Annotated in this window: 9 protein-coding genes; 1 reads left to right on the top strand and 8 read right to left on the bottom strand. The window is 44.8% G+C overall.

Features of this window, described 5'->3' with window-relative positions; translation table 11 throughout:
• Positions 1-126 precede the first annotated feature (126 nt).
• Positions 127-624 carry an Rsd/AlgQ family anti-sigma factor gene (locus AB4558_RS10070; RefSeq protein ID WP_032546263.1) on the top strand — a complete coding sequence of 166 codons (498 nt, stop codon included), beginning with the start codon at positions 127-129 and terminating at the stop codon, positions 622-624.
• A gap of 330 nt (positions 625-954) precedes the next feature.
• Here AB4558_RS10070 and rpoC read toward each other — a convergent pair whose 3' ends face one another.
• The 8 genes from rpoC to secE form a co-directional block, all read right to left on the bottom strand.
• Positions 955-5157: a DNA-directed RNA polymerase subunit beta' gene (rpoC, locus tag AB4558_RS10065; RefSeq protein ID WP_017060527.1), complete on the bottom strand. Its 4203-nt coding sequence runs from the start codon at positions 5155-5157 to the stop codon at positions 955-957.
• A 92-nt stretch (positions 5158-5249) separates the two neighbouring features.
• Complete coding sequence (gene rpoB, locus AB4558_RS10060) at positions 5250-9278, bottom strand: DNA-directed RNA polymerase subunit beta (RefSeq protein ID WP_017060526.1); 4029 nt, start codon at positions 9276-9278, stop codon at positions 5250-5252.
• Positions 9279-9513: 235 nt separating this feature from the next.
• The gene (gene rplL, locus AB4558_RS10055) at positions 9514-9882 is read right to left on the bottom strand and encodes a 50S ribosomal protein L7/L12 (RefSeq protein WP_017060525.1); all 369 of its coding nucleotides are present in this window, start codon (positions 9880-9882) and stop codon (positions 9514-9516) included.
• Positions 9883-9939: 57 nt separating this feature from the next.
• Positions 9940-10434, bottom strand: a complete 495-nt coding sequence (gene rplJ, locus AB4558_RS10050; RefSeq protein ID WP_017060524.1) for a 50S ribosomal protein L10 — start codon at positions 10432-10434, stop codon at positions 9940-9942.
• 250 nt (positions 10435-10684) lie between these two features.
• Positions 10685-11389, bottom strand: a complete 705-nt coding sequence (gene rplA, locus AB4558_RS10045; protein WP_372073502.1) for a 50S ribosomal protein L1 — start codon at positions 11387-11389, stop codon at positions 10685-10687.
• Positions 11390-11393: 4 nt separating this feature from the next.
• On the bottom strand, positions 11394-11822 hold the full coding sequence (gene rplK / locus AB4558_RS10040; RefSeq protein WP_010435555.1) for a 50S ribosomal protein L11: 429 nt from the start codon (positions 11820-11822) through the stop codon (positions 11394-11396).
• A gap of 213 nt (positions 11823-12035) precedes the next feature.
• Entirely contained in the window at positions 12036-12584 is a 549-nt protein-coding gene (gene nusG, locus AB4558_RS10035) for a transcription termination/antitermination protein NusG (protein ID WP_010435556.1), read from the bottom strand.
• Between the two features lie 13 nt (positions 12585-12597).
• Entirely contained in the window at positions 12598-12975 is a 378-nt protein-coding gene (gene secE / locus AB4558_RS10030) for a preprotein translocase subunit SecE (protein WP_010435558.1), read from the bottom strand.
• Between the last annotated feature and the right edge of the window lie 250 nt (positions 12976-13225).

Raw genomic sequence — 13225 nt, 5'->3', positions numbered from 1 at the left:
CAATCTAATTTCATACTAGAGTTGTAGCAGAGAATATTTCAAGCTATTACTTTTAGTAGCTACCAATAAAACGGACCCTGCTTAGGCAATTACTTGATCACAAGGTTGTGATCAGATCATGAGGACATGGTCATGCTAAATAAATTCAAACAAATACAAGAACAATGGGGTGGCTCTAATGAGGTCATCGATCATTGGCTCGAAACTCGACAGTCTCTAATCGTTGAGTATTGTAAGCTAGGTGCCTTGCAGCCAGCTAGCAACGGGCAATCAAACGTTGTTGAACTCCCTTCCCCTAAAGAAATAAGCTCATTCTGTGATCATGTTGTCGATTATATCTCAGAGGGTCATTTTAAGATCTACGATATGGTCATGAAAAAATGGCAAGCAACAGGCTTTAAAACCAATGACGAGATTGATACAACTTACGCGAAGATCGTACTTACAACCGAGCCGCTTCTAGAATTCAATGATAAGTACGTTAAAGTAAATGCAGACGATGAGTTGCCTAACTTCGAAGGAGATATGTCCAAAGTAGGTGAACTACTCGAACTACGTTTTGAAGTAGAAGATAATCTTATCCAGCTTATTGCAGACAGTTTAGCGATTCCACCAGGCGCTTAGTTAGCCGAATCCTTAATAAGCTTGCCTCTGTGCAAGCTTTTTGTTTTGTCTGTAAGGTTATCCAAACTACCCAGAACCTTTCAGACAGAGCTTACTCGCTCGCCCTGACCTTTAGCCATAAGCATATGGTTACAGCCCTAATCAGCCTAGTCATCTCTACCCTTTATCTTACTGGCCTCAAAGAGCACTCTTCAGGACATAAATCCAACCTCACCAGCTAGATAAGCACACCTATCACTTTATAAGTCATAGCTAAATACCAATACGCCAGATACAAAAAAGGCACCCGAAGGTGCCTTTTTCTTATCTCTTAGAGACTACTCGTAGAGCTTACTCTTCTGAAGAGAAACCAGCGTTTAGAAGTGCTGCTAGATTGTCAGTAGCTTGTTCAGCTGAAGGACCTTCTTGCTCTTCTTCACGTTGTTTTTGACGCTCTTGGTGGTATGCGAAACCAGTACCAGCTGGGATCAGACGACCAACAATTACGTTCTCTTTCAGACCGCGAAGGTCATCACGCTTACCAGAAACCGCAGCTTCTGTTAGTACGCGAGTCGTTTCTTGGAACGATGCAGCTGAGATGAATGACTCAGTTGCAAGAGATGCTTTAGTAATACCTAGTAGATCACGTTCGAAACGCACTAGTTCTTTACCTTCAGCTTCTAGCTTACGGTTAGCAATCTTAACATTGTGGTACTCAACTTGTTCGCCAGGTAGGAACGGAGAGTCACCAGAATGAGTGATTGTACACTTACGTAGCATTTGACGAACGATAGTCTCGATGTGCTTATCGTTAATCTTTACGCCTTGTAAGCGGTAAACTTCTTGAACTTCGTTCGCGATGTACTGAGTTACTGCGTGGATACCACGTAGACGCAGGATATCGTGTGGAGTTTCAGGACCGTCGGCGATTACATCACCACGTTCAATCTTCTCACCTTCGAACACGTTCAATTGACGATGCTTAGGAATCATCTCTTCGTAAGCGTCACCGCCTTCACGAGTGATTACTAGACGACGCTTACCTTTCGTTTCTTTACCGAAAGACACAGTACCTGTGTGCTCAGCAAGGATCGCAGGCTCTTTAGGCTTACGAGCTTCGAATAGGTCAGCTACGCGTGGTAGACCACCGGTGATATCTTTGTTTCCGCTCGATTTTTGAGGGATACGAGATAGTGTGTCACCGATGCCAACTTCAGCGCCATCTTCGATGTTTACAATCGCTTTGCCAGGTAGGAAGTAGTGAGCTGGCATATCAGTACCAGGGATCATTACGTCGTTACCTTGCTCATCAACAAGTTTGATAGCTGGACGCATATCTTTACCTGCTGCTGGGCGAGCTGCTGCGTCTGTAACTTCACTTGAAGAAAGACCCGTTAGATCGTCAGTTTGACGAGAAACTGTAATACCATCGATCATATCTACGAATTGGATACGACCTGCCACTTCAGTGATGATTGGCATGGTATGCGCTTCCCAGTTAGCTACAACTTCACCAGCAGTAACTGCTGCGTTGTCGCCTTTGGTTAGCATCGAACCGTAAGGAAGTTTGTGCTTCTCTTTAGTACGGCCGAATTCATCAATAATCGTCATCTCAGATGCACGAGAAGTGATAACCAGTTTCTTATCTTTGTTAACTACGAACTTAGCATTGTGAAGTTTCACAGTACCAGTTGTCTTAGCTTGGATGCTGTTCTCTGCTGCTGCAGTAGATGCCGCACCACCGATGTGGAACGTACGCATCGTTAGCTGTGTACCCGGTTCACCGATAGATTGTGCAGCGATAACACCAACTGCTTCACCTTGGTTCACTAGGTGACCACGTGCTAGGTCACGACCGTAACACTGTGCACAACAACCGAAGTCTGCATCACAGGTAACAACAGAGCGCACTTTCATGCTATCTACTGAGTTGTCTTCCATGATTTGACACCACTTCTCATCAATCAGAGTATTACGTGGAATCAGTACATCTTCAGTACCAGGCTTAAGAACGTCTTCAGCTACTACACGACCTAGAGCAAGCTCAGAAAGTGCAACTTTAACGTCACCACCTTCGATGTGAGGCATCATGTCGATACCTTCATGCGTGCCACAGTCATGTTCGTGTACTACAACGTCTTGAGCAACGTCTACTAGACGACGAGTTAGGTAACCCGAGTTTGCTGTTTTCAGTGCTGTATCCGCAAGACCCTTACGAGCACCGTGCGTTGAGATAAAGTACTGAAGGACGTTTAGACCTTCTTTAAAGTTCGCTGTGATCGGCGTTTCGATGATTGAACCATCTGGACGCGCCATCAGACCACGCATACCTGCTAGCTGACGAATCTGAGCTGCAGAACCACGTGCGCCCGAGTCGGCCATCATGTAGATGCTGTTGAACGATTCTTGCTGTTCTTCTTCGCCGTCACGGTTGATAACTGTTTCAGAAGATAGGTTATCCATCATTGCTTTCGCAACGCGGTCATTCGTAGATGCCCAGATATCGATAACTTTGTTGTAACGCTCACCCGCAGTAACAAGACCAGATTGGAATTGCTCTTGGATTTCGCGAACTTCTTCTTCAGCAGATTCAATTTCATCGTATTTCGCTTGAGGTACAACCATATCGTCGATACCTACAGAAACACCAGAAAGTGCAGCGTATGCAAAACCTGCGTACATGATTTGGTCAGCAAATACTACTGTATCTTTTAGACCAAGCTTACGGTAACACTCGTTAAGAAGAGTAGAGATCTGCTTCTTACCTAACTTTTGGTTAACGATGCTGTACGGTAGGCCAGCTGGAACGATTTGCCATAGCATTGCACGGCCGACAGTTGTATCAACCATCTTCGTTTCAGTAGTGCTGTTACCATCTTCGTCTACTACAGTTTCGGTGATACGTACTTTAACGCGAGCGTGTAGCTCAGCAGTCTTAGTACGGTATGCCTTTTCAGCCTCAGCAGGGCCAGCAAGGTACATACCTTCGCCTTTCACGTTGATCTTGTCACGTGTCATGTAGTAAAGACCCAATACAACGTCCTGAGAAGGTACGATGATCGGATCACCTGACGCTGGCGACAGAATGTTATTCGTCGACATCATCAGTGTACGTGCTTCAAGCTGTGCTTCTAGAGTTAGAGGCACGTGTACCGCCATTTGGTCACCATCGAAGTCGGCGTTGTATGCCGCACACACTAGTGGGTGAAGCTGAATCGCTTTACCTTCGATTAGTACTGGTTCAAACGCTTGGATACCTAGACGGTGAAGTGTAGGTGCACGGTTAAGCAGTACTGGGTGTTCGCGGATTACTTCGTCCAGGATATCCCAAACGATAGCTTCTTCGCGCTCTACCATCTTCTTAGCAGCTTTGATTGTCGTAGCCATGCCACGAGTTTCTAGCTTGCTGTAGATGAACGGCTTAAATAGCTCAAGTGCCATCTTCTTAGGAAGACCACACTGATGTAGACGAAGGTATGGACCTACTGTGATTACAGAACGGCCAGAGTAGTCTACACGTTTACCTAGAAGGTTCTGACGGAAACGACCTTGTTTACCCTTGATCATATCAGCAAGAGATTTCAGAGGACGCTTGTTAGAACCAGTGATAGCACGACCACGACGACCGTTATCTAGAAGTGCATCAACAGACTCTTGCAGCATACGCTTTTCGTTACGTACGATGATGTCCGGAGCAGCTAGCTCTAGAAGGCGCTTCAAACGGTTGTTACGGTTGATCACACGACGGTAAAGGTCGTTCAGATCTGAAGTCGCAAAACGACCGCCATCTAGTGGTACTAGAGGACGTAGATCTGGCGGCAGAACCGGAAGTACAGTCAGAATCATCCATTGCGGATCGTTACCCGATGCAATGAACGCTTCAACTAGCTTCAGGCGCTTAGTAACTTTTTTACGCTTAGTTTCTGAGTTAGTCGTTTCTAACTCTTCGCGCATTTCTTCCACTTCTTGATGAAGGTCCATTGTTGCAAGCAGATCTTTGATCGCTTCAGCACCCATCTTAGCAGTAAATTCGTCACCCCACTCTTCTAGACGATCCAGATACTCTTCTTCAGTAAGCATCTGAGATTTTTCTAGATCAGTCATACCTGGTTCAGTTACTACGTACATCTCGAAGTAAAGAACACGTTCGATATCACGTAGAGGGATATCCATTAGTAGACCGATACGAGACGGCAGTGATTTTAGGAACCAGATGTGAGCAACTGGTGAAGCTAGCTCGATGTGGCCCATGCGGTCACGACGAACTTTAGTTTGTGTAACTTCAACGCCACACTTCTCACAGATAACACCACGGTGCTTCAGGCGCTTGTATTTGCCACAAAGACATTCGTAGTCTTTAACTGGACCAAAAATACGTGCACAGAACAGACCATCACGTTCAGGTTTGAACGTACGATAGTTAATTGTTTCCGGCTTTTTAACTTCACCAAAAGACCATGAACGGATCATGTCTGGTGAAGATAGACCGATTTTGATTGCATCAAATTCTTCGGTCTTATGCTGTGCTTTTAGAAAGTTTAATAAGTCTTTCACATTCAGCTCCTGTAAGGAGTTAAAGGAGCTCACTGCTGTAGCAAGCTCCCTTTTACCAAATAATCCTATCTTCTTTTAAAAAGAAGGAGGGATTACTCTTCGTCTTCTAGCTCGATGTTGATACCTAGCGAGCGAATCTCTTTCAACAGTACGTTGAACGACTCAGGCATACCAGGTTCCATGCTATGGTTACCGTCTACGATGTTCTTATACATCTTAGTACGGCCGTTAACGTCATCTGACTTAACTGTTAGCATTTCTTGTAGAGTATATGCAGCACCGTATGCTTCTAGTGCCCATACTTCCATCTCACCGAAACGCTGACCACCGAACTGAGCTTTACCACCAAGTGGTTGCTGAGTTACTAGGCTGTAAGAACCAGTTGAACGAGCATGCATCTTGTCATCAACCAAGTGGTTCAGTTTCAGCATGTACATGTAACCAACAGTTACAGGACGCTCAAACGAATCACCAGTACGACCATCAAACAGTTTAAGCTGACCAGATTCTGGCAGATCACCCAGTTTAAGTAGTTCTTTGATTAGAGACTCAGAAGCACCGTCGAACACAGGAGTAGCAATCGGTAGACCGCCACGTAGGTTCTTGATCAGTGTACGAACTTGATCATCAGACAGTTCAGCAATATCAACTTTCTGACGAGTATCACCAAGATCGTAAACCTTCTGTAGGAACTCACGGAACTTATGCAGTTCTTGTTGTTCCTTAACCATTTGGTTGATCTTGTCACCGATACCTTTCGCAGCCAAACCTAAGTGAACTTCTAGGATCTGACCGATGTTCATACGCGATGGTACACCCAGCGGGTTAAGTACGATGTCTACAGGCTGACCTTTCTCATCGTATGGCATGTCTTCAACAGGGTTAATCTTAGAGATTACACCTTTGTTACCGTGACGACCGGCCATCTTATCACCAGGCTGGATACGACGTTTAACCGCTAGGTAAACTTTAACAATCTTAAGAACGCCAGGCGCTAGATCATCACCTTGAGTGATTTTACGACGCTTAGTTTCAAACTTCTTATCGAAGTCTGCTTTTAGCTCATCCCACTGCTCAGCAAGTTGCTCAAGCTGTGTTTGTAGCGCATCGTCTTCTAGAACTTGCTCTAGCCATTGCTTACGACCGATAGTATCAAGCTTAGCTTCAGAGTAACCACCAGACAGAAGTACAGCTTTAACACGGTTAAGAAGGCCACCCTCAAGAATTTGGAACTCTTCAGTTAGGTCTTTCTTAGCTTCTTTAAGCTGCATCTGTTCGATTTCAAGTGCACGCTTGTCTTTCTCTACGCCATCGCGAGTGAAGACTTGTACATCGATGATAGTACCCGAAACAGAGTTTGGTACACGTAGAGAAGTATCTTTAACATCAGATGCTTTCTCACCGAAGATAGCACGTAGCAGCTTCTCTTCAGGAGTCAGTTGAGTTTCACCTTTAGGGGTTACTTTACCAACTAGGATGTCGCCACCCTTAACTTCAGCACCAATGTAAACGATACCTGACTCGTCTAGTTTAGACAGAGCAGACTCACCTACGTTTGGAATATCAGCTGTGATCTCTTCAGAACCCAGCTTAGTATCACGAGCCACACAAGATAGTTCTTGGATGTGGATTGTCGTGAAACGGTCTTCTTGAACTACGCGCTCAGATACTAAGATCGAGTCTTCGAAGTTGTAACCGTTCCAAGGCATGAATGCGATACGCATGTTTTGGCCAAGAGCTAGTTCACCAAGGTCTGTTGAAGGACCATCAGCAAGAACATCGCCACGTGCAACTGGTTCACCAGGAAGTACAGTTGGACGTTGGTTAATACATGTGTTTTGGTTCGAACGCGTGTACTTAGTTAGGTTGTAGATATCGATACCAGCTTCGCCAGGTACCAATTCATCTTCGTTAACCTTAACTACGATACGAGAAGCGTCTACAGACTGAACTTGACCACCACGTTTAGCAACCGCTGTAACACCAGAGTCAACTGCGATGTTACGTTCGATACCAGTACCTACTAGAGGCTTATCAGCCTTAAGTGTTGGTACAGCTTGACGTTGCATGTTGGCACCCATCAATGCACGGTTCGCATCATCGTGTTCTAGGAACGGGATAAGCGAAGCAGCGATAGATACTACTTGGTTTGTCGCAACGTCCATGTAGTCAACGTGATCGCGTGGGTGAAGACCAGATTCACCTTTTTGACGAGCTGTGATTAGCTCATCTGCAAACGTACCTTCTTCAGTAAGAATGGTGTTTGCTTGCGCGATTACGAATTGACCTTCCTGGATTGCAGACAGGTAATCAACTTCTTCTGTTACTACACCATCTACTACACGACGGTACGGAGTTTCTAGGAAACCGTAATCGTTACAACGTGCAAACGCAGATAGTGAGTTAATTAGACCGATGTTTGGACCTTCAGGCGTTTCGATCGGACATAGACGACCGTAGTGAGTTACGTGAACGTCACGTACTTCGAAGCCTGCGCGCTCACGAGTAAGACCACCAGGACCTAAAGCAGAGATACGACGTTTGTGCGTAACTTCTGACAATGGGTTGTTTTGGTCCATGAACTGTGAAAGCTGTGAAGAGCCAAAGAATTCTTTAACTGCAGCAGAGATCGGCTTAGCGTTGATAAGATCTTGAGGCATGATTGCATCAAGGTCACCAAGGCTTAGGCGCTCTTTAACGGCACGTTCTACACGAACTAGACCAACACGGAATTGGTTTTCTGCCATTTCACCTACAGAACGGATACGACGGTTGCCAAGGTGGTCGATATCGTCCACTTCACCAATACCGTTACGGATACCAATCAGTTTCTTCATCACTTCGATGATGTCTGATTCATCCAGAGTACCGCGCTCTTCTTCTTCTTCACGCTCGATAGAGCTGTTGAACTTCATACGGCCTACAGTTGATAGGTCGTAACGTTCTTCAGAGAAGAATAGGCTTTCGAATAGAGACTCTGCAGCTTCTTTCGTTGGTGGCTCGCCAGGACGCATCATGCGGTAGATTTCTACCAATGCAGAGATGCGATCTACTGTGCTATCTGCACGTAGAGTGTCTGACATGAATGGACCGTGATCTAGGTCATTCGTGAACAGAGTTTGTAGAGCCTTGTGGCCTGCTTGAGACAGGTTAGCAAGAGCTTCTAGGCTAATCTCTTGGTTCGCGCCAACGATGATCTCGCCAGTTGCTTCGTTGATGTAATCTTTAGATGCAACTTTACCAACGATGTACTCTACTGGTACTTCGATGTGCTCAACGCCATCTTTTTCAAGTTGACGGATATGGCGAGCAGTAACACGACGACCAGTCTCAACGTAAGTTTTACCGTTTGCTTCGATGTCGAATGACGCAGTTTCACCACGTAGACGATCAGGAACCAACTCCATAAGAAGAGTTTGGTCTTTCACTTCGAAGTTCACTTTGTCGAAGAACAGATCAAGGATCTCTTCAGTCGATTTACCAAGTGCACGAAGAATAATCGATGCTGGTAGCTTACGACGACGGTCGATACGTACGAATAAGTTATCCTTAGGATCGAACTCAAAGTCTAACCATGAGCCACGGTAAGGAATTACACGTGCGTTATAAAGAACTTTACCTGATGAGTGGGTCTTACCCTTATCACTGTCGAAGAACACGCCTGGGCTTCGGTGCAGCTGGGATACGATAACCCTCTCGGTACCATTAATTACGAAAGTACCATTGTCTGTCATAAGCGGAATTTCGCCCATGTAGACTTCTTGTTCTTTAATGTCTTTTACAGTACCTGCTGGTGCATCTCGATCAAAGATAACTAGACGTAGTTTTACGCGTAGTGGCTTTGAGTAAGTAACACCGCGGATTTGACATTCTTTAACGTCAAAAACTGGCTCACCAAGACGGTAGCTAACGTATTGCAGCTCAGAATTGCCGTTGTAGCTCTGAATTGGAAATACAGAACGGAAAGCAGCTTCAAGACCGTATTGACCTTCTGGATCCTGTTCGATGAATTTGTCGAAAGAATCAAGCTGGATCGATAACAGGTATGGAATGTCCAAAACTTGTGGACGAGTACCAAAATCCTTACGGATGCGCTTTTTCTCGGTATAAGAGTAAACCATGGGGTTCCTCAGCTCGCTGATAAGTGACCCAAACCACCCAAAACACTCTTCAGAGGGGGTGGTGACAAACAGCTGTTTAGTGGTAGTGAACAATCATTTCGAAAAAATGACTGTTTTTTTGCTCGGATTATGACGGTTAAACAGCGGAAATTTCGCCATAGCCCTACAGCGCAAAAAGGCCGGTGGTTAATAAACCACCAGCCATTAGCCTTGCGGCTATGAAATTAAGTAATAATTACTTGATTTCAACAGAAGCGCCAGCTTCTTCTAGCTGTGCTTTAAGAGCTTCAGCTTCAGCTTTGTCAACGCCTTCTTTAAGCGCTGCAGGAGCTGAGTCTACAAGACCTTTAGCTTCTTTAAGACCTAGGCCAGTTGCGCCACGTACAGCTTTGATAACTTGTACTTTGTTAGCGCCAGCAGCAGTTAGGATTACGTCGAATTCAGTTTGCTCAGCAGCAGCGTCGCCGCCAGCTGCGCCACCAGCTACAACTGCAGCTGCAGCTGAAACGCCGAATTTCTCTTCCATAGCTTCGATAAGCTCAACAACTTGCATTACAGACATTTCTGCAACTGCGTCTAGGATTTGCTCGTTAGTAATAGACATAACAATTCTCTTTTAAGTCAACAATAAGTTTAATTTGCAACCAATGAAAAGCAAGGCTTAAGCCGCTGCTTCTTCTTTTTGGTCACGTAGTGCAGCGATAGTACGAACCAGCTTGCCAGCAGAAGCTTCTTTCATGCACATCATTAGGCGTGCGATAGCTTCGTCGTAAGTTGGTAGTGTCGCTAGTACTTCAGCATCAGTAACTGCGCCTTCAAATGCAGCAGCTTTGATCTCGAAATCTTTGTTCTCTTTAGCGAAGTCTTTGAAAAGACGCGCTGCAGCACCTGGGTGCTCGTTAGAGAACGCGATCAGAGTTGGACCAGTGAAAGTGTCTACTAGACACTCGTAGTCTGTACCCTGAACCGCACGGCGTGCTAGTGTGTTACGAACAACTTTCATGTAAACACCCGCTTCGCGAGCTTGTTTACGTAGAGAAGTCATTGCGCCAACTTCAACGCCACGAGAATCAGCTACAACTGCAGAAAGTGCACCACTGGCAGCTTCGTTGACTTCAGCAACAATTGCTTTTTTGTCTTGAAGATTTAAAGCCATTTGGATTAACCTCTGGTTGTGATTACAGCACCCAATACAAAATGTATTGAGCGTTTACGATGTTATTTAAAAATGAATAAATCCACTTCAAACCACAACATCGCCTACGTAGGTTTTATTAAGCTATCAATAATCTAATGAAAATCGACAGCGCCTACGGTCTTGGGATAGATGATTTCAAATTGCTTTAAAACCACCCAACCACAAATATTAGGCGCAGAAGTATACACTAAATCTGCGCCTAAGCAAATTAGTTTGCTTGAGTATCAAGACTAGCTTGATCAACAGCAACACCAGCACCCATCGTAGTAGAGATGCTTACTTTCTTCAGGTAAGTACCCTTAGCTGAAGAAGGCTTAGCTTTCTTAAGAGCAACTAGAAGTGCTTCTAGGTTCTCTTGAAGCTGGCTAGCTTCGAAAGATGCTTTACCGATAGTAGTGTGGATGATGCCGTTCTTGTCGTTACGGTAACGAACCTGACCAGCTTTAGCGTTCTTAACCGCTTCAGCAACGTTAGGAGTTACAGTACCAACTTTAGGGTTTGGCATAAGGCCGCGTGGACCTAGGATTGTACCTAGTTGACCAACAACACGCATTGCATCTGGAGAAGCAACAACTACGTCGAAGTTCATTTCGCCTTTTTTCACTTGCTCAGCAAGATCTTCCATACCAACGATATCTGCGCCAGCAGCTTTAGCAGCTTCTGCGTTTGCACCTTGAGTGAAAACAGCAACGCGGATGTCACGGCCAGTACCGTGAGGTAGCACAGTTGCGCCACGAACGTTTTGGTCAGATTTACGAGCATCGATGCCTAGGTTAACAGCAACATCTACAGACTCAACGAATTTAGCAGTTGCTAGTTCTTTAAGAAGAGCAACAGCTTCGTTGATTTCGTATTCTTTAGTCGCGTCAACTTTGTCGCGGATTACGCGCATACGCTTAGTAAGTTTAGCCATGATCTTATCCCTCTACCACTAGGCCCATTGAACGAGCAGTACCAGCAATAGAACGCTTCATTGCTTCGATGTCAGCACCAGTCATATCAGCAGCTTTAGTTTCTGCGATTTCCTGAACTTGAGCGTCAGTTACAGTACCAACTTTCTCAGTGTTTGGACGACCTGAACCAGACTTAACGCCAGCAGCTTTCTTAAGAAGAACAGCAGCAGGTGGAGTCTTAGTTACGAACGTGAAAGAACGGTCGTTGTAAACAGTAATAACTACTGGAGTAGGTAGACCTTTCTCAACAGATTCTGTTTTTGCGTTGAACGCTTTACAGAATTCCATGATGTTCACGCCGTGTTGACCTAGAGCAGGACCAACCGGTGGACTTGGGTTTGCCATACCAGCTGCAACTTGCAGTTTGATATAAGCTTCAACTTTCTTAGCCATGATATTTCCTAATATTTTGGGTACATGCGCTAGCCGCAAGGCGAGCTCCCCATAAATTCAATTAACTCTTTTTCACTTCCACAGAAGCAAAAAGGCGCGAAATTATAATCATAATTCGCGCCTTTAACAACCCTAAAAAGGTGATTTTTTATACTCTTTTATTTTGAACAACTTATGAAGTATTTATCCACAGCTTGTTCAAAACTTAGAGTTTTAGTCCAGTTTTTCAACCTGACCAAATTCAAGCTCAACCGGTGTTGCACGACCAAAGATCGATACAGATACCTTAATGCGGCTTTTCTCGTAATCTACTTCTTCAACAGTACCGTTGAAGTCAGCAAATGGACCATCGTTCACACGAACCACTTCACCCGCTTCGAACATTGTCTTAGGACGTGGAGACTCGCTCGCTTTCTCTAGACGGTTCAAGATAGCATCAGCTTCTTTATCAGTGATTGGTGCAGGACGATCAGAGGTACCACCAATGAAGCCCATAACACGCGGAATGCTGCGTACTAAGTGCCATGATTCATCATTCATGATCATTTGAACTAATACGTAGCCAGGGAAGAATTTACGTTCACTTTTACGGCGTTGGCCTGCACGCATTTCCACTACTTCTTCAGTAGGTACTAGCACATCGCCAAATAGTTCTTCCATGTTGTGCATTTTAATATGCTCGCGTAGCGACTGTGCAACACGACCTTCAAAGCCAGAAAAGGCTTGAACTACATACCAACGTTTTTTTGGAGCTTCACTCATGAATCAGAACCCTCTACACCCCAGTTGCTAGAGAAACTAGACGGACCATAATGCCGTCAATTCCCCAAAGCACTAGAGACATAACAATACATACAGCTAAAACGATCAATGTAGTTTGCATAGTTTCTTGGCGAGTAGGCCAAACAACTTTACGAATCTCCATACGAGATTCTTTTGCAAAATCGATCGCAGCTTTACCTTTAGTTGTTGTTGCTGCAACGCCTAGTGCGGCAGCAATCAGCACAACTACACCTGCAGCGCGAATTACAACAGACAATTCACCATACAGGTAATTACCCACAACAGCAGCAGCCAACAGAACAAAAGCGACAATCCACTTCATTGTATCTGCTGCACCTGAGCTATCAGGAGTTTCAGCGTTTGCTTTCATAAAACCAACCTGTGATAAGTCTTAAATATAGACGACAATAACCCCGCTGTTGCAGGGCACATTCCTTTGCGTTGCAAAACAACACATCTAACAGTCATTTTAGTCAAAAAGACCGTTTAATTCTTTGCTAAGAGCAAAAATCGATGTCAAAACATCCAACTCTTTTTTTAGCGCAGAAAAAGGGCATCAAATGATGCCCTTTTTACTAGTGGTTCGTCAAATCTTATGCAAAGATTTTAGCTACAACACC

Source organism: Vibrio sp. 10N.222.51.C5 (genome assembly GCF_041474575.1).
GTDB classification, from domain to species: Bacteria; Pseudomonadota; Gammaproteobacteria; order Enterobacterales; family Vibrionaceae; genus Vibrio; species Vibrio crassostreae_C.
This window is presented reverse-complemented; position numbering and strand designations above follow the sequence as displayed.

Coding starts and splice junctions, on each gene's coding strand:
- nusG (WP_010435556.1), bottom strand. CDS start 12,584: ATGAGTGAAGCTCCAAAAAAACGTTGGTATGTAGTTCAAGCCTTTTCT.
- AB4558_RS10070 (WP_032546263.1), top strand. CDS start 127: ATGGTCATGCTAAATAAATTCAAACAAATACAAGAACAATGGGGTGGC.
- rplL (WP_017060525.1), bottom strand. CDS start 9,882: ATGTCTATTACTAACGAGCAAATCCTAGACGCAGTTGCAGAAATGTCT.
- rpoB (WP_017060526.1), bottom strand. CDS start 9,278: ATGGTTTACTCTTATACCGAGAAAAAGCGCATCCGTAAGGATTTTGGT.
- secE (WP_010435558.1), bottom strand. CDS start 12,975: ATGAAAGCAAACGCTGAAACTCCTGATAGCTCAGGTGCAGCAGATACA.
- rplA (WP_372073502.1), bottom strand. CDS start 11,389: ATGGCTAAACTTACTAAGCGTATGCGCGTAATCCGCGACAAAGTTGAC.
- rplJ (WP_017060524.1), bottom strand. CDS start 10,434: ATGGCTTTAAATCTTCAAGACAAAAAAGCAATTGTTGCTGAAGTCAAC.
- rplK (WP_010435555.1), bottom strand. CDS start 11,822: ATGGCTAAGAAAGTTGAAGCTTATATCAAACTGCAAGTTGCAGCTGGT.